The organism is Youhaiella tibetensis (assembly GCF_008000755.1).
In the GTDB taxonomy this organism is placed as follows: Bacteria; Pseudomonadota; Alphaproteobacteria; order Rhizobiales; family Devosiaceae; genus Paradevosia; species Paradevosia tibetensis.
On record NZ_CP041690.1, the window covers coordinates 1,584,960 to 1,601,810 of the forward strand.

The 16,851-nt window shown below is 65.6% G+C and carries 16 protein-coding genes; 6 read left to right on the plus strand and 10 right to left on the minus strand.

Annotated features, from left to right (window positions below; all coding sequences use genetic code 11):
• Positions 1–4 precede the first annotated feature (4 nt).
• The 4 genes from FNA67_RS07645 to uxuA are packed head-to-tail and all read left to right on the plus strand — an operon-like array spanning position 5 to position 4,916.
• Positions 5–1,225, plus strand: a complete 1,221-nt coding sequence (locus FNA67_RS07645; RefSeq protein WP_147655599.1) for an AGE family epimerase/isomerase — start codon at positions 5–7, stop codon at positions 1,223–1,225.
• 6 nt (positions 1,226–1,231) lie between these two features.
• Positions 1,232–2,293 carry an ABC transporter ATP-binding protein gene (locus FNA67_RS07650; RefSeq protein ID WP_147655600.1) on the plus strand — a complete coding sequence of 354 codons (1,062 nt, stop codon included), beginning with the start codon at positions 1,232–1,234 and terminating at the stop codon, positions 2,291–2,293.
• Positions 2,294–2,295: 2 nt separating this feature from the next.
• The gene (locus FNA67_RS07655; protein ID WP_147655602.1) at positions 2,296–3,741 is read left to right on the plus strand and encodes a mannitol dehydrogenase family protein; all 1,446 of its coding nucleotides are present in this window, start codon (positions 2,296–2,298) and stop codon (positions 3,739–3,741) included.
• Positions 3,738–4,916, plus strand: a complete 1,179-nt coding sequence (gene uxuA / locus FNA67_RS07660) for a mannonate dehydratase (RefSeq protein WP_147655603.1) — start codon at positions 3,738–3,740, stop codon at positions 4,914–4,916. The genes FNA67_RS07655 and uxuA overlap by 4 nt, the downstream gene beginning before the upstream one ends.
• Here uxuA and FNA67_RS21875 read toward each other — a convergent pair.
• The 5 genes from FNA67_RS21875 to FNA67_RS07680 all read right to left on the minus strand — a co-directional run bounded on the left by FNA67_RS21875 (position 4,913) and on the right by FNA67_RS07680 (position 9,388).
• Positions 4,913–5,077, minus strand: coding sequence for a hypothetical protein (locus FNA67_RS21875; RefSeq protein ID WP_170267243.1), 165 nt, complete (start codon positions 5,075–5,077; stop codon positions 4,913–4,915). The genes uxuA and FNA67_RS21875 overlap by 4 nt on opposite strands.
• Positions 5,078–5,159: 82 nt before the next feature.
• On the minus strand, positions 5,160–6,677 hold the full coding sequence (locus tag FNA67_RS07665; RefSeq protein WP_049704630.1) for a tripartite tricarboxylate transporter permease: 1,518 nt from the start codon (positions 6,675–6,677) through the stop codon (positions 5,160–5,162).
• Positions 6,678–6,687: 10 nt separating this feature from the next.
• Positions 6,688–7,182: a tripartite tricarboxylate transporter TctB family protein gene (locus FNA67_RS07670; RefSeq protein WP_049704631.1), complete on the minus strand. Its 495-nt coding sequence runs from the start codon at positions 7,180–7,182 to the stop codon at positions 6,688–6,690.
• Positions 7,179–8,123: a Bug family tripartite tricarboxylate transporter substrate binding protein gene (locus FNA67_RS07675; RefSeq protein ID WP_049704632.1), complete on the minus strand. Its 945-nt coding sequence runs from the start codon at positions 8,121–8,123 to the stop codon at positions 7,179–7,181. Before FNA67_RS07675 ends, FNA67_RS07670 begins: the two co-directional genes overlap by 4 nt.
• 197 nt (positions 8,124–8,320) lie before the next feature.
• The gene (locus FNA67_RS07680; RefSeq protein ID WP_147655605.1) at positions 8,321–9,388 is read right to left on the minus strand and encodes an ABC transporter substrate-binding protein; all 1,068 of its coding nucleotides are present in this window, start codon (positions 9,386–9,388) and stop codon (positions 8,321–8,323) included.
• Positions 9,389–9,465: 77 nt separating this feature from the next.
• Between FNA67_RS07680 and FNA67_RS07685 the strand changes: the two genes are divergently transcribed.
• Together FNA67_RS07685 and FNA67_RS07690 are read left to right on the plus strand one after the other, a co-directional pair.
• Positions 9,466–10,143 (plus strand): response regulator transcription factor, encoded by a 678-nt coding sequence (locus tag FNA67_RS07685; protein WP_049704634.1) that lies wholly within the window; start codon positions 9,466–9,468, stop codon positions 10,141–10,143.
• Positions 10,140–11,525: a sensor histidine kinase gene (locus FNA67_RS07690; RefSeq protein WP_147655607.1), complete on the plus strand. Its 1,386-nt coding sequence runs from the start codon at positions 10,140–10,142 to the stop codon at positions 11,523–11,525. Before FNA67_RS07685 ends, FNA67_RS07690 begins: the two co-directional genes overlap by 4 nt.
• A gap of 3 nt (positions 11,526–11,528) precedes the next feature.
• Here FNA67_RS07690 and FNA67_RS07695 read toward each other — a convergent pair whose 3' ends face one another.
• From FNA67_RS07695 to FNA67_RS07715, 5 genes are read right to left on the minus strand one after another with little or no spacing between them, the layout of a single operon-like run.
• The gene (locus FNA67_RS07695; RefSeq protein ID WP_147655608.1) at positions 11,529–12,569 is read right to left on the minus strand and encodes an ABC transporter ATP-binding protein; all 1,041 of its coding nucleotides are present in this window, start codon (positions 12,567–12,569) and stop codon (positions 11,529–11,531) included.
• A 10-nt stretch (positions 12,570–12,579) separates the two neighbouring features.
• Positions 12,580–13,695: a glycoside hydrolase family 172 protein gene (locus FNA67_RS07700; RefSeq protein ID WP_147655609.1), complete on the minus strand. Its 1,116-nt coding sequence runs from the start codon at positions 13,693–13,695 to the stop codon at positions 12,580–12,582.
• A gap of 22 nt (positions 13,696–13,717) precedes the next feature.
• Entirely contained in the window at positions 13,718–14,563 is an 846-nt protein-coding gene (locus FNA67_RS07705) for a carbohydrate ABC transporter permease (protein ID WP_147655611.1), read from the minus strand.
• A complete protein-coding gene (locus tag FNA67_RS07710; protein ID WP_244616527.1) occupies positions 14,556–15,500 on the minus strand; it encodes a carbohydrate ABC transporter permease in 945 nt (314 codons plus the stop codon). The genes FNA67_RS07705 and FNA67_RS07710 overlap by 8 nt, the downstream gene beginning before the upstream one ends.
• A gap of 2 nt (positions 15,501–15,502) precedes the next feature.
• Positions 15,503–16,846: an extracellular solute-binding protein gene (locus tag FNA67_RS07715; RefSeq protein ID WP_147655612.1), complete on the minus strand. Its 1,344-nt coding sequence runs from the start codon at positions 16,844–16,846 to the stop codon at positions 15,503–15,505.
• Between the last annotated feature and the right edge of the window lie 5 nt (positions 16,847–16,851).

A 16,851-nucleotide genomic window follows, 5' to 3' on the forward strand; every position in this document is an offset into this window, starting at 1 on the left:
CGAGGTGTCGTTCATCGACGAGGCCGGCGAACGCTATCGGGCAGCAAATCGCGCCACGATGGGCTGGGTTCTCGACAGGGGCACCCTGCACGGGGCCTTTCTCGACACCAAGGTCAACAGCATCACGCTCAACGATTACGGTGCCGCAGATGGCGTGCGCGGACCGGACTATACCTATGGCTGGATTCAGGGCAGGGGCCTCGAGTCCCTGGCTACCCATGCCGCCTATTTCGAGGCGTCGGACCCTGGTTTTGCCGAACGGCTCGATGCCGCCGGCCGCGCGCTCTATGGCAGGCTTGCGCAATTGCAGGCCCCCGGACACGCCTATTTCTGCTACGACGCCGACATGCGCCCGGTCTACGCCCAGGGCGAGATCATTCGGGAGCAGAGCGCTCCGGCCGATATCTTCACCTATTCGGACGCCTTCGTCGCCAAGGGACTGGTAGCCGCCGCTGCACGCTACGCGCCCGCCGACCTGCCGGAACGGCTGAGCTATCTCGCAAAGGTTATCGCGGCCATCGAGGCCGGGCGTTTCCAGATGGACGAGCGACGCCCGCTCGATGACGAAGGCTTGGCCGCCCAGCCCGACGATTTCGGGCCGAGAATGATCCTGCTCGGCGCCGCCGCGATGCTGGTGCGCGCCGGTGTTCCCGCGGCCGCCGAGTTCGCGGGGCGATTCATCGAGCACGTACTCGCCCGCCACTACGACCTCGCCAGCGGCCTGCTGCGCAACGTACCGGGCGAGGATGCCTGCAATGTCGGGCACGGCATCGAGTTCGTGGGCTTTGCGCTCGACTACCTGCCACAGGACGCGGACAGGGCGCTGGTCGATACCCTCGAGCGCATCCTTCTGGCCTCCTTCGACAAAGGCTATGTCGGGCCGGGGATCGCGCTTTCGATTTCGCTCGCCTCGGGCAGCGCCCTCAGCCCCAACTGCCCCTGGTGGTCGCTGCCCGAGGCCATTCGCTCGGCTGCTCTGGCCTATCAGCGCTCGCGCAATCCGGCGCTGCTGGAAACCTGGCAGAAGGCCGACGCGGCCTTTTTTGGGCGCTACTGGCGCGGCACCCCACCGCTCGCCTACCAGACCCTCACCGCTTCCGGACCGCTCGATTTCGTGCCCGCGACACCCGATCTCGATCCGGGCTATCACACCGGCCTCAGCCTCCTTGCCGCCATCCACGTGGCCGAGGCGATGGACCCTCAGGCAACTTCAGCTTCAAGGTAACTCTTCATGGCGTCTGTTCAAATCCAGGATGTCCGCAAGGCTTATGGCCCGGTCCAGACCATCAAGGGCGTCTCGGTCGAGGTTCCCGACGGCTCGTTCGTCGTCCTCGTCGGTCCCTCGGGCTGCGGCAAGTCCACGCTGCTGCGCATGATCGCCGGGCTCGAGGAGATCAGCGGCGGCACGATCCGCATCGGGGGCAAGGTCATCAACGATGTCGAGCCCAAGAACCGCGACATAGCCATGGTGTTCCAGAACTACGCGCTCTATCCGCACATGACGATTGCCGAGAACATGGCGTTCTCGCTGCGCCTCGCCAAGCGCCCGAAGTCCGAGATCGATACGCGCGTGGCCGAGGCGGCCCGCATCCTGGGATTGTCGGACTATCTCGAGCGCTTCCCCAAGCAGCTTTCGGGTGGGCAGCGCCAGCGCGTGGCCATGGGCCGCGCTATCGTGCGCAATCCGCAGGTGTTCCTGTTCGATGAGCCGCTTTCCAACCTCGATGCCAAGCTGCGCGTGCAGATGCGGACCGAGCTGAAGGAGCTGCACGCCCGGCTCAAGACCACCACCGTCTACGTGACCCACGACCAGATCGAGGCCATGACCATGGCCGACAGGATCGTGGTGATGCGCGACGGCATCGTCGAGCAGGTCGGGGCGCCGCTCGAACTCTACGATCATCCGGCCAATCTCTTCGTGGCCAGCTTCATCGGTTCGCCCTCGATGAATTTCATCAACGGCACCGTGGCCGACGATCGCGCCGGGGTATGCATCGAGGGCGGCGTGACGCTGCCGCTGCCCGAGGGCATCACCGCTTCGGGCGCCGTGACCTATGGCATTCGCCCCGAGCACCTGAGCGTCACCGACGAGGGCCGGGGCTTTGAGATCGACGTCACGGCGGTGGAGCCCACCGGATCGGAGACCTTCGTACAGGGCACGCTTGGAGGCCAGAAGATCGCCGCGCTCCTGCGCGAACGCGTGGCAGTCCAGCTCGGCCAGAAACTGCGGCTCGAACTGGCGGCCAAGAACGCCCACCTCTTCGATCCCGCAAGCGGCCAGCGTATCGGCTGAACATGAGCCTGCGTCTTTCGGCCGAGACCCTCGGCCAGTTGCCGCCCTCGGTGGAGCGGCCCCGCTATGATCGCGCGGCGGTGACGCCGGGCATCGTGCATCTGGGCGTCGGCGCGTTCCATCGCGCCCACCAGGCGGCGTTCATCGAGCAGTGCCTGGCCGCCGGTCAGCTCCAATGGGGCATCACCGGCGCGTCCCTCCGCAGCCCCGACACGCGCGATGCTCTCGCCCCGCAGGACGGGCTCTATGCGCTCGCCGTGCGCGACGGGGACGAGGAGCGGCTCCAGGTCATCGGTGCGCTCGGCCGGATCATCGTGGCGCCGGAAGAGCCGCAGGCGCTGCTCGAGGCCCTGGCCGCGCCGCAGACGCGGATCGTGACGCTCACGGTGACGGAAAAGGCCTATCTGCGCACGGCGTCGGGCGGGCTTGATCTGAGCCATCCCGATATCGTCGCGGACCTCGCCGACCGCGCCCGACCGCGAACCATGCATGGCTTCATCATCGAGGCGCTGATCCGCCGCCGGGCTGCCGGCCTCGCGGCATTCACGGTGCTCTCCTGCGACAACCTTCCCGCCAACGGCGAGACCGTGCGGCGCGTGCTGGGCGATTTCGCCGGGGCTATCGACTCCGAGCTTGGGCGGCTCGTCCGCGAGGAACTGGCCTGCCCCTCCAGCATGGTGGACCGCATCGTGCCGGCGACGACCGATGCCGACCGCGCGCGGATTTCGGCCAGCCTCAAGCTCGAAGATGCCTGGCCGATCGTCACGGAGCCGTTCCGGCAATGGGTGGTCGAAGACCATTTCCCGATGGGCCGTCCGGACTGGGAGCAGTTCGGCGTCACCATGGTTGACGATGTGACCCCATACGAGGACATGAAGCTGCGGCTTCTCAACGGCTCCCACTCGGCCATCGCCTATCTCGGGCAATTGCTGGGGCTCGAGACGGTCGCCGAGGCCTTCGCCGATGCCGGTATCCGCCGCTTCGTCGACGGCCTCTGGCTTCAGTCTGCCTCCACGCTCGCGCCCGGGCTCGATGCCAAGCAATACACCGCCCGGCTTGCCGAGCGCTTCGCCAATACGGCCCTGAAACACCGGACGGCCCAGATTGCCAATGACGGCTCCCAGAAGCTGCCGCAGCGCATCGTCGCGCCGGCACTGGAGCGTCTGGAGCGGGGCGAGGGCGTTGCGCACCTCGCGTGCGTCGTTGCCGCCTGGATCGAAGCGCTCGATGCGCGCAAGGGCGCTACCTTTGCCGATCCGCTCGATGAGGCTATCGCCGCGCCTGCGAGGGCGGGGGATGTCGCCTCGATCTTCGAGATCGCCGGCTTTGGCGCCGGCTCCCCTCATCGAGAGGCGCTGATTGCGGCGGTTGCCGTCCGGCTTGCCGCCCTTCGTTCCGAGGGCGCCGCCGCGGCCCTCGCCGCACTCAACAAGGAAATTGCACCATGAAGCAGACCTGGCGCTGGTTCGGTCCAGACGATCCGGTGACCCTGGCCCATGTCCGTCAGGCAGGCGCCACGGGTATCGTGACGGCGCTCCATCACCTCAACGACGGCCGTGCCTGGCCCGATGAGGAGGTTGCCAGGCGCAAGGGCGAGATCGAGGCGGCCGGGCTCACCTGGTCGGTGGTCGAAAGCATCATCGTCCACGAGGACATCAAGACCCGCACCGGCCGGTACCGCGAACTCATCGACAACTACAAGGCCTCGATCCGCGCGGTGGCAAAGGCGGGCGTCCAGACCGTCTGCTACAACTTCATGGCCATCACCGACTGGACCCGGACCGATCTCGACTACGTCATGCCGCACGGCGGCACCGCCCTGCGGTTCGACGTGGTGGAGTTCTGCGCCTACGACGTCTTCATCCTCAAGCGCCCGGGCGCGGAAGCCGACCATCCGGCGGACCGGATCGAGCGGGCGCAGGCCTGGCTCAAGACCGCCAGCGAGAGCGATCTTGCCCGGTTGGAGCGCAATCTCATCGAGTGGGTCCCGGCGCGCGAGTTCGTTTATGACCGGCAAAGCCTCAACCGCATGCTCGACGTCTATGGAGAGCTTGCGACCGACGGTTTCCGGGCCAATCTGTTCGAGTTCCTGGGGGAGATTACGCCGGTGGCCGAAGAGGCCGGGGTGCGGATGGCGATCCATCCGGACGATCCGCCGTTCCCGCTGTTCGGGCTGCCGCGCGTGGTCTGCTCGGCTTCCGACGCGCGGGCGCTGCTGGCTGCGGTCGACAGGCCCGCGAACGGCCTGACCCTTTGCACCGGCTCCTACGGGGCCAACCCGGCCAACGACCTTGTGGCCATGGCCAAGGAATTCGCGCCGCGCATCCATTTCGCCCACCTTCGCAACGTCACCAAGGAATGCGACGGGTCCTTCCACGAGGCCGAGCACTTGGAAGGCGACACCGACATGGTTCGGGTCGTGCATGCACTGCTGGGCGAGGAAAAGCGCCGCTCCGGCGAGGGGCGTGCCGACTGGGAAATCCCGATGCGGCCAGACCACGGCCACGCCATCCTCGACGACATCGGCAAGAAGACCAATCCCGGCTATTCGGGGATCGGTCGCCTCAAGGGCCTTGCCGAACTGCGCGGGGTGATGCGCACCATCGAGGCGCTGGGCTACTAGGGCCGGCCGATGCGGTCGAAGGATTTCGGGTCGATGCCGGCGCCGCGCAACTGCGCGTCGCTCGGGCGATGATGGCCCGCAATCGCGCCCGAGACGGCGATCGCCGAACCGATGCTGCCCAGCCACGAGCGGGTGGCGCCAAGAAAATCGTGCTTTGCCATATGTTTGCTCCTTCCCACCTGAGATGGAGCGTCCGCCGGGCACGACAAGGTCGCGCCCGGCAGGGGAGGCATGCGCCAGGCGCTAGTCCTCGTTGGCAGCTAGTTCGGAGAGGACCTGCCCGCGTCCGCGAGCCCTCAGGATCAGCGGAACGACCAGGGCCAGCAGCGCAAGCGTCAGCAGGGTCGCCGATATCGGCGAGTGCACCAGCACCATCGGATCGCCTTGCCCGATGGCGAGCGCGCGGCGCAATTGCTGCTCGGCGAGCGGCCCGAGGATGAGACCCACGACGACAGGCGCAATCGGGTACCCGAACCGGCGCATCACGTAACCCATCAGGCCGAAAGCCAGCAGCATGCCCAGTTCGAACACCGAGGGGTTGGCGCCGATGGTCCCGAGCGTGGCGAACATCAGGATGCCCGCATAGAGCCAAGGCCGGGGGATGGCCAGAAGCTTCACCCACAGCCCCACCAGCGGCAGGTTGAGCACCAGCAGCATGAAGTTGGCGATCAGCAGGCTCGCGATGAGGCCCCAGACGAGGCTGGAGTTGTTGGTGAAGAGCAGGGGGCCCGGCTGGAGGCCGTACTGCTGGAAGCCCGCCAGCATGATGGCGGCAGTCGCCGAAGTGGGCAGCCCGAGCGTGAGCAGGGGCACGAGCGTTCCGGCGGCGGAGGCATTGTTGGCCGCTTCCGGCCCGGCCACGCCCTCGATTGCGCCGTTTCCAAACTCCTCGGGGTGCTTAGAGAGACGTTTTTCGGCCGCGTAGGAGAAGAAGGTGCCGATCTCGGCGCCCCCCGCCGGCATGGCGCCGATCGGAAATCCGATCACCGTGCCGCGCAGCCAGGCCTTCCAGGACCGCGCCCAATCCTGCGCGGTCATCCAGACCGAGCCCTTGACCGGTTCGATCTGCTCCGGCGCCCGCTTGCCCTGGCCCGCGATCGAGAGGGTTTCCCCGATGGCGAACATGGCGACGGCCAGCGTGGTGACCTCGATGCCGTCGAGCAGATCTGGAATACCGAAGGCGAGGCGTGCCTGCCCACTCTGGAGATCGATGCCGACGAGGCCGAGGGCGAGGCCGATGCCGAGCGCGGTGAGGCCGCGCAGGGCGGAATCGCCAAAGGCCGCCGAAACCGTCATGAACGAAAGCACCATGAGGGCGAAGTATTCGGCCGGACCGAACGAGAGGGCGAACTTGACGACCCAGGGCGCAATGAAGGCGAGCGCCATGGTGGCGATGAGACCGGCCACGAACGAGCCGATTGCCGCCGTCGCCAGGGCCGGGCCCCCGCGGCCGGCGCGGGCCATCTTGTTCCCTTCGAGCGCGGTGACGATCGAAGCGCTCTCGCCGGGCGTATTGAGGAGGATCGAGGTCGTCGAGCCCCCATACATGCCGCCGTAGTAGATGCCGGCAAACATGATGAGGGAACCGGCCGGATCGAGCTTGTAGGTGACGGGCAGGAGCAACGCCACGGTTAGGGCCGGGCCAATGCCCGGAAGCACGCCAACCGCCGTGCCCAGGGTCACGCCCACAAGGGCGTAGAGCAGGTTGATCGGCTGGAGCGCGACCAGCAGGCCCTGCATCAGAAGGTCGAAAGTCTGCATGATCTCTGGCCTACCTGAACAAGAGGTTTTCGAGCGGGCCCGCCGGCAGTGACAACTGCAGCAGCTTGGCGAAGATCACCCAGACCAGATAGGCCAGGACGATGCCGATCGGGACCGAGAGATAGAGCTTGCGCTGGCCGAAGCCGCGGGCAGTGGCGGCAAACAGCAGGCCGGTGGCGATGGAGAAGCCGGCCACGTTGAGCAGCAGCATCTGGGCGGCAAGGCCCCCAACGATCCAGGCGATGGGCCCGAACTCGTCGCGCTCCCGCTCGGGAAACACGCCGCGCCAGGCTTCGAAGGCCGTCCAGATTGCCAGAACCATCAGCAGCCCCGCCACCACGAAGGGGAAGGTCTGGGGCCCGATGCGCGAATAGTTGGCCGTTACCTTGAGTTGGGAAGCATCCCAGGCGATGACCGCCGCCAGCGCCGCGAGCGCGACCGCGATGATAAGCGCCGCCCAGTCGGGGCGGCGCTCCTTGTTGCCGGTTAGCGGCTGCTCACTCATTGGACGAGGCCGATTTCCTTGAGGATGCCGGCGGTGGACTCGATGTCCTTGGCGAGCTGCGCCTTGAAATCGGGTCCGGCCAGGAACGTGTCTTCCCAGCCCTTGGTCTTGAGGATGTCCTGCCAGGTGGCCGACTTGGCCATCTTTTCGATGTCGGCCGTTATGGCGGCGACCTGGTCATCGGAAAGCCCGGGGGCCGCCGCGACCATGCGCCAGTTCTGGACCGAAACGTCCAGACCCGCTTCCTTGAGGGTGGGGGCGTCGATGCCCTCCAGCCGCTCGTCGCTCGACATGGCCAGGAGGCGCAGTTCACCCGCAGCGATCTGGGATTCGAACTCGCCATAGCCGGAAATGCCCGCCGTCACCTGGCCGCCGAGAATGGCCGCCAGGGCCTCACCGCCGCCCGAGAAAGCGATGTAGTTGATCTTGGTCGGATCGACGCCGGCCGCCTTGGCGATGAGGCCGACAGCGATGTGATCGGTGCCGCCCGCCGAGCCGCCGCCCCAGGACACCGAACCCGGATCTGCCTTGAGCTGTGCCACCAGGTCGTCCATGGTCTTGATCGGCGAGGACGCCGGCACGACGATGGCTTCGTATTCGCCGGTGAGGCGCGCGATGGGCGTTACGGCGTCCAGCGTGACAGGCGAATTGTTGGTGAGAATGGCGCCCACCATCACGTAGCCGCCAACAATGAGTGCGTTAGGGTTGCCGTTGGACTGGTTGGCGAACTGGGCGAGCCCGATCGTGCCACCGGCACCGGGGACGTTGGTTACCTGCACGCTGGAGGAGATGCCCTCGTCCTGCAGGGTGGACTGCATGGAGCGCGCCGTCTGGTCCCAGCCACCGCCGGGCGCGGCGGGCGCCATGATGGTGTAGTCGGCAGCCTGAACCGGCAATGCGATAGCGCCGGCCAGCAGGCCGGCCAGAATGAAATGCTTCATCGTTCCTCCTCTGCGCCGCTGGGCGGCGCACGATTGTCAAATCAGTCTGGGAAATCACTCCTCCGGTCGCTTTGCGTTCGTCGGGCTCTCACGGCCGTTTCGTTCGTCAGCGCGGCGAGGTCCTCCCAAACCTCTTGCGGGGCCGCTTTGCGGTTCCCCAGGGCAGATGAACACAAATAGCTGTCACGAACCTGACATCACTGGCCGCGCAGGGCCTTGTTCCAACGATCGATGAGACGCATGCGCTTGACCTGGTCCAGATATACCATGAGACCGGGACCCACCGGAACCGGGCTCAATTGCAGGTCGTCCTGTGCCCGCATGAAGGCGATGGTGTTCGGGCCCTCGACCTCGGGGTTGATGGCCGAAATGTGCATGTTGTGCGCCAGCACCGATTGCCCGCGCGCCGACATCATGAACTCCAGGTACTTGCGCCCCAGCTCGGGAGCCGCGGCCGCCTTGGGGACCAGCCCGATGCGGGACATGACGGTGGTGTAGTCCTTGGGCAGGACGATGCCGAGGTCGGGGTTTCGCGTCGCCCAATCGGCCGCATAGGATCCCAGGATATTGTAGCCGAGCACAAACCGGCCGTCCCCGACGCGTTCGAGAATGGCCGAAGTCGTGGAGTAGAGCTTCACCCCCGCCGCGCCCATGGCCTCCACCAGCGCCCAGACGTCGGAATACTGGTCCTGGTCTCGCGCCAGGAAGAGAAAGCCGACGCCGGCCCGCTCGATGTCGTAGGTGCCGACGCGTCCGAAGGCGGCGTCCCGGTGCTGCTCGAGATAGTCGATGAATTCGCCCCGGGTCTGGGGCGGGCGCGAGCCCTCGAAGGCCCTCTTGTTGTAGACGAAGACCGCCGGTTCGAAGGTGAGGGCATAGGCCGTGTTGCGCCAGTTCGCCCAGCGCGGCCAGCGCGCACTCAGCGCCAGGTCGCTCTGCTGGGCGTAGCCGTCATTGGCGAGCTTGACCTGCAAATCCATGGCCGAGGAGAACGCGACATCGGCCGTCGGCTGCCCAGCATCGGTCTCAGCGACGATCCTGTCGTAGATTCCACCTGTGAGCATATCCTCGTAACGCACCGCGATATCTGGGTTTTCCGCCTGGAATGCCGCGATGAGCGGCGCATTGAGAGGGGCGTCGAGCGAGGAATAGACCGTCAGCGTCTGCGCGTCCTTCTTGCCGGAAAGGGCCGGGTAGATCGTCGGCTGCGCCCAGGCCGGACCGGCGGCGAAGAGCAGTATGGCGGCGAACAGAACGCGTATCATGGCCCCATCTTTAGCAGGCGCCGGGCCTTTCACAACCGCCAACGCAGACGCTAGACTGGGGACAGGGTGGAGGACCCATGCGTATTCTAGTGGTTGAAGACAACCTCACATTGGCTGAGGGTCTTTGTGCCGTGCTCAAGGGCAACGGCTATGCAGTCGATGCGGTGCACGACGGTCTTTCGGCCGAGGCGGCCCTGCGCACGCAGTCCTACGACCTGGCGGTGCTCGACCTCAACCTGCCCGAGATGGATGGGTTAGAGCTGCTGAGGACGCTGCGCGCCCGCCAGTCCAACACGGCGGTGATCATCCTGACAGCGCGGGGAGCGCTCGACGACCGGGTGAAAGGGCTCGATCTCGGGGCGGACGACTATCTGACAAAACCCTTCGACGTCAGCGAGTTGGAAGCGCGGATTCGCGTGTTGCTTCGGCGCCAGGCGGGGCTGCGCGGCTCGCAGGTGAGCTTCGGCCCGGTGCTGCTCGACCTCAACACGCGCACGGCTTCGTTCGAGGGCAAACCACTCGATATCCCCGCCCGCGAATTGAGCGTGCTCGAAACGCTCATGCTCAAGGCCGGCAAGGTGGTGGCCAAGGAGGCGATCATCCAGTCGCTCTCGGCGTTCGACGACGACCTGAGCACGAACGCGGTCGAGCAATACGCCTCGCGCCTGCGAAAGCGCCTGGCCCCGCTGGGGCTGACCGTGCGCACCGCGCGCGGGCTGGGCTACTATCTCGACAAGGTCGGCGCCGGCGGATGACGGCGCGCACGACCTATTCGCTGCGGCGCCGACTGCTCGTCCTGCTGCTGGCCCCGCTGCTGCTCGTGGCGGCGCTGGCGCTTCTGGATACGCATCGGGAGGCCATGGGGACGGCTAATGCCGTTTCCGACCGCGTGCTGGCCGGCTCGACCCTCGCCATCGCCGAGCGCGTGGTGGTGGCCGAGGACGGCAGCCTCGAGGTGGACATCCCCTATGTGGCGCTCGAGATGCTGACTTCATCGGCGCAGGACCGGGTCTTCTACCGCATCGATGGCCCCAGGGGCGCTTTCATTACCGGTTACCAGGAATTGCCGGTGGTCGAGACGGTGCCCGGCCAGGACATTTCCTTCTTCGATGGCAGCTTCCGGGGCGAGCCCATCCGGCTAGCGGCGCTGGAGCGCTCGGCCTCCTCGGGGCTCGAAGCCATTCCCTTCCGGGTGACCGTGGCCGAAACCACCATCGCGCGCAGCCAGTTGACCAATGCGCTGCTGCTGCGCTCGGCGGTGCGGCTGGGCATCCTGGTGCTGGCCGCCGCAGGCATCGTCTGGGTGGCGGTGACGGCGTCGCTGGCGCCGCTCTATCGCATGCGCGCCGCGATCGCACGCCGCTCGCCGGATGACCTGCGCCCGATCGAGGAGCCCGTGCCCAAGGAAGTCGGGAGCCTCGTGGATACCGTCAATTCCTTCATGATGCGCCTCGATGCCGCGCTGCAGGGGCTCAAGCACTTCACGGGCAATGCCAGCCATCAGCTCCGCACGCCGCTGGCGATTATCCGCACGCAACTCGCGCTGGCCACGAGGGCCGAGAGCCTGGAAGGCGCGCGCCGCGCCGCCGGCGTGGCGGACCTGGCGGTGGCCGATGCCGAGCGCATCCTCTCCCAGCTCCTCGTCCTGGCGCGGATCGACTCCGCCGCCTCTGACCGCCAGGTGGGCCAGCCGGTGGATATCTCCGCGCTCGCCCGTGATCTCGCCGCCGACCGCGTCCCGCGCGCCCGCGCCAATAATGTCGACCTGGGCTTCGAGGGAGACGACGGCGTGAACATCCTCGGCGACGGCCTGCTGATCCGCGAGATGCTCGGCAATCTCATCGACAACGCCATTGCCTATGCCGGCCCCGGCGCCGAAGCCACCGTAAGGGTTCGCCGGGAGGGCGAGGTGTCGATCCTCGAAGTCGAGGACAACGGCCCGGGCGTGCCGGACGACCTGCGCGGCGCGGTACGCCGCCGGTTTCTCCGCGGCCAATCGGGAACGGCGACGGGGACGGGCCTCGGCCTCCCCATCGTCGAGGAAATCGCAGCGCTCTTTGGCGCCGAACTCCAACTCGCCCACGGCGCCGCAGGCAGGGGCCTGCGGGCCTCGGTGCGGTTTCCGCACGCGGCCTGAAGGCTAAAGCCTAAGGCCGCTTGCCGGATCGAAATAATGGGCGCTGTCCTGAGCAATCGCCACCCCGATCCGGTCGCCGGGACGCAGGGCAAGCCGCTGATTGCTCAGAAGCGTCAGGTCGTCTGTCCCGAGCCGGGCGATGACCTGGGTTTCCTCGCCGGTCGGTTCGATCACCTTGACCTCGGCCGTCGTTCCGCCTTCCGCTACAAGCAGGCGGGTCGGGCGCACGCCGCAGAGGACCTCCCCATCCCTGATCCCGGCCGCATCTGCCGCTATGCCGCCCGGTCCGGTGAAACGCCCGCTGGCGACCGTTCCCGGCAGGAAGTTCATGGCGGGGCTGCCGATGAAACCGGCGACGAAACTGTTGCGGGGGCGGTCATAGAGTTCGAGCGGCGTGCCGACCTGCTCGATGACGCCATCGCGCATGACCACGATCCGGTCGGCCATGGTCATGGCCTCGACCTGGTCATGGGTCACATAGACGGTCGTGGTTTTGAGGCGCTGGTGCAGTTCCTTGATTTCGGCCCGCATGTGGACGCGCAGCTTCGCGTCCAGGTTCGATAGCGGTTCGTCGAACAGAAACACCTCCGGATTGCGCACGATGGCCCGACCCATGGCGACGCGCTGCCTCTGCCCGCCGGACAGCTGGGCTGGATAGCGATCGAGGAGATTTTCGAGCGTCAGGATAGCGGCCGCCTCCTCGACCTTGCGCTTGATCTCGGTCTTCTCCACCCCGCCCAACTTGAGCGAAAAGCCCATGTTCTGCGCGACGGTCATATGCGGATAGAGCGCGTAGTTCTGGAACACCATGGCGATGTTGCGCTGCTTGGGCGGCACGTCGTTGACGACCCGGTCGCCGATCGAGATCGTGCCGCCGCTGATTTCCTCCAGCCCGGCGATCATCCGCAGGAGCGTGGACTTGCCGCAACCGGACGGTCCGACGAGGACGACGAACTCGCCATCGTCAATGTCGGTGGAGACGCCATGGATGACCTCCAGGTTCCCATAGGCCTTGCGGATTGTTTGGATAGCGACCGATGCCATGGTGCCTGCCTCAGATGATTTCCAGATAGTCGCGATCGGGCAATTGCGGGAACGGCGCCGCCGGTTCGGCCTGGTACCAGAAGGCCACCGAGGCGATATCGTCCTGGAGCGGCAGGTAGCGCCGGTCCTTCTTTTCGGTGCGCCAGCCGAGCGCCTGAATGGTCACGCGCAGGTCGCTCTCGAAGCGGATCGGGTCATTGAGGTGCCAGCGATACATCCCGAAGCGCTGCTGGCTGCGGTAGGTTCCGTCGGGGCGCAGCACCTGCGGCAAGCCCGAATAGGGCGAGGTGAATTCGCGATACCGGCTCTCCATGGTGTCATCGACCACGCCGCCATCGAAATTGTAGGCGCCGCAGAAATAGTCCTCCGTGCCGGTGCCGCAGATGGTGGGATATTCGCGGTCCCCGTCCATGAAGAACTTGATCTCGCCTTCACCCCACCAGCCCGCATTGTTGACGCCCCAGGCCATGTAGGTCCCAACGTAGTGGCCGCGCCCCTTGATGCCGTCCACGATGGTGTAATCCTCCTTGAAGGGCAGGGGATTGGTGCGGCGGAACTGGGCATGGAAATAGGCCGCGTCTTCGGGAACGTCGGTAAGGGCATAGTTGATCTGGTAGTAGATGATGCCGAAATCGTCCGGATCGCGGTTCTCGATGGTGATCCGGGCCGACTTGCGGAACGGCATCTCCCAGTAGCAGTTGAAGGCGCGGCCGGGATTGACGCAGACCGCCAGCGAGGACACCTGGGCGAACTGGTTCCAGCCGGAACAGAAGAAGTCTCCGACCGGGCACTCCACCGAGGGATGCTCGTTGTCGTCCCAGTAGATGCGCAGGATCAGGTCGCGCCAGCGCAGGTTCGCCGTCGTGAGCCAGATCTGCTGGATGGCGCCCTGGCCATGGATCTCGCCGAGGACGCGGGTCTCACCAGGCTCGATGCGGATGGAGGGCGAAATCTTCCAGCCCTGTCCGAGGCCGCGCGCATGAATGGCGCCGGTGCCCTCGGTTGCCATGCCGCCTTTCCCCTTCTCCCCGGTGAAGTTCTCGGGCGAAATCGAACGCGTCTGAGCGTTCGAGAGACGGTAGAGATTGGAGAGGTTGACGCCCAGGCCGTTGAAACTGCTTGTCATTCTTGTTGTCCGTTGCATTGGCCTATTTGAGGCCGCTGGTCTTGATGGATTCCATGATCTGCCGCTGGAAGATCAGGAAGAGGGTGAGCATGGGGAGCGCCACGATGGTGGAGGCCGCCATGGTGTAGTTCCACGAGGCCGCGTACTGGCTCTTGAAGTTGGAGATGGCGACCTGCACGACCCAGAGATTAGGGTCGGCGGCGACCGTGAGCGGCCAGAGAAAAGCGTTCCAATTGGCCAGGAAGAAGAGGATGGCCAGGGCCGCGATGATCGGCCGGCTCAAGGGCAGGATGACACTGAGGTAGATCCGCCAATAGCCGGCCCCATCGATGACCGCCGCTTCCTCGAGTTCGCGCGGCAGCGAGAGGTAGTACTGGCGCAGCAGGAAGATGCCGAAAGCATTGAAAATCGAAGGAATTATGAGCCCCGCATAGGTATTGAGGAGCCCCATCGAGCGCACCAGGATGAACAGCGGCACGATGATCACAGGCAGGGATACGAGGAAGGTCGAGAACATGGCCAGGAAGATCGTTTCGCGCCCCGGAAAGCGCAGCCGCGCGAGAGCATAGCCAGCCATCGTGTGGAAGAAGAGCGCGATGACGGTGACGACGACCGACACGAAGAACGTGTTGAGCAGGTATCGCCAGAACGGCACTTCGGTGAGCACGTAGATGAAGTTGTCGAGCGTCGGCCTGTCCGGGATGAGGTTGGACTTGAAGACTTCGGTCGGTCCCTTGAAGGCAATGGCCAGCATGTAGAGCAGCGGGAAGATGGTCATCACCGCGAGCACCAGCGTCACCAGCATCCAGACGATGCGGACGGTGCTGACCTGGCGGGCCGTGTAGAGGATCGGCGGGCGCTTACTCATACTGGAACCTCCCGCCGCGGGTGAGGAAGAAGAAGACGACGGTCACTGCCATCAACACGATCACCAGAAGCGTCGCCAGCGCCGCGGCATAGCCGAAGGCCGAGTACTGGAAGGCCTGCTGGTAGATGTAGGTGATGAGAAGGGCCGTAGAGTTTGCGGGGCCGCCCCGCGTCATGACATAGACGAGGTCGAAGGCCTGCGCGCCCGCGACGGCGGCGACCGCGGAGACGAGAAGTACGAAGAAGCTGGTCGGCCGCAGCAGCGGCAGCGTGATGTACCAGAAACTCTGGACGCGCCCTGCGCCATCGATCCTGGCGGCCTCGTAGTATTCCTTGGGAATGTCCTGCAGGCCTCCCAGAAAGATGAGCATGTAAAAGCCCATCAGGAACCAGACGCAGGCGCCGGTCACCGTAAAGAGCGCAAAGTTGGGATTGCCCAGCAGCGAAACCGACCCCAGGCCCAGAGAATATAGCAGGCGAGTCAGGAGCCCGAGCTTGTCGACGGTCATGAGCTGCCAGACGAGGGCCACCACGACGAGGCTGACCATCTGCGGCGCGAAGAACATGGCGCGCATGACGGTGTTGAAGCGGCCATTGCGTTGCACGAGCAGCGCCAACCCGAGGCCCGCCACGTAGAGGAGCGGCACAAGCAGGACCGCAAAGACCAGCGTGACCTTGAGCGACTGCCAGAAGAGGGCGTCGCTCCACATTCGCGCGTAGTTGGCCAAACCCACGAATTTGAAGTTACCGAAGCCATCGACCTCGAAGACGCTGATCCCCAGCGCCAGGATCATCGGCAGGCCGATGAAGACGAGCAGGCCCAAGGCGTCCGGCAGGACAAAGAGATACCCCGCGATCGCCTCGCGCCGTCTGGCGGAGAGGCGGAGGGTGGCGGGCTTTGTGCCCGCCACTTTCTGCGATGTTGTCGCCATGGTCATGGTTAGAGGATCGGCGCGCCGCTATAGGACGCAAGGAATGCGTCGAGCTGCTGGGAGGCAGCGGTCGCGGTCGCCTGCGGATCGGCGCCGCCCAACTGCGTGGCCTGGATGGCATCGGAGATGATCTTGTAGACCTCCGGCGGCACGCGGGGTTCGGCGCGCGTGCCGGGATGGATGTCCTTGGAGAATACCGCCATCTTGCCCTTGTTGAACGCTTCCCCGCCTTGCCTGAGCGCGCTGTCGCGCGGGGGCATGTCCGACTTGGCGACAGTGCACCAATCAACCACGCGCTGGATAGAATCCGGAGCCATCGAGGCCAGGGCCCAGGCGATGAACCTGGAGGCGGCCTCCGGGTTCTTGCCCTTGGCGTTGGCGACGAAAGCCCAGCCACCGCCGACGGTCACGTACTTGCCGCCATTGGGGACGGGAAGCTTGAATATGCCGTAGGGAACGTCCGGCGCGTTGTTCTCCATGGCCGAGATGCCCCAGATGCCCACGTTCTGCATGGCGCAGTAGCCGGACCCGAGATTGGCGACGATATCGCCGCCGCCACCGCCCAGAATCTGGCGCGGGGCAGCGCCGGAATTGATCGCATCCTGCCAGAGCTTGAGGGCCTGCACGACGGCCGGGGAATCGAACCCTGACTTGCCTTCCGCCGTCTGGAATTCGCCGCCGCCCTGCCACATAAAGGGATACCAGGTGAAGTTCTGGTAGTAGCCGGGACCGGTCTCGAACATGAGCCCGTAGCGCTCCCCGGTGGTGAGCTTGTTGCCGAGTTCGAGCAGCTCGTCCCAGGTCTTTGGCACGTCGTTTTCGTTAAGGCCCGCATCCTCGAAGGCCTTGACTGAGTAGTAGAAAGCCATCGGCTCAACTTCCATCGGCACGCCGTAAATCTTGCCGTCCACCATGCGGTTGGCGATCACGCTTTGCGGAAAATCCTGCTGCGCGGCCGCTTCGATATGGGGCGTAAGGTCGGCGAGGACGCCGCCGTTGTAATAGCGCAGGAAATCGCCCGGCGAGATGATGAAGATATCCGGGCCCTGGCCCGAAGCGAACGAAGTGGCGAGCTTGGAGCCGGAGATATAGTCCGAGCCCACGACGTATTCGAGGTTGACCTTGGTGTCGTTGGCCGCGTTCCAGGCATCGACCATGGTGGTGAACCAATCGACCTGGGTCTTGACGTCGCCACGGGGGGCGTAGAACTGCCAGAAGCTCAGGGCGTTGTCCTGCGCGAACGCCTTGCCAATCATCGGCAGGCCCGCAACGCCGGCCGCACCGAGCGCGGTGGCGCCCTTGAGCACCGAACGACGGGACCAGCCCCGTGGCGTATTGTTGTCGCTAGTCATAGCAC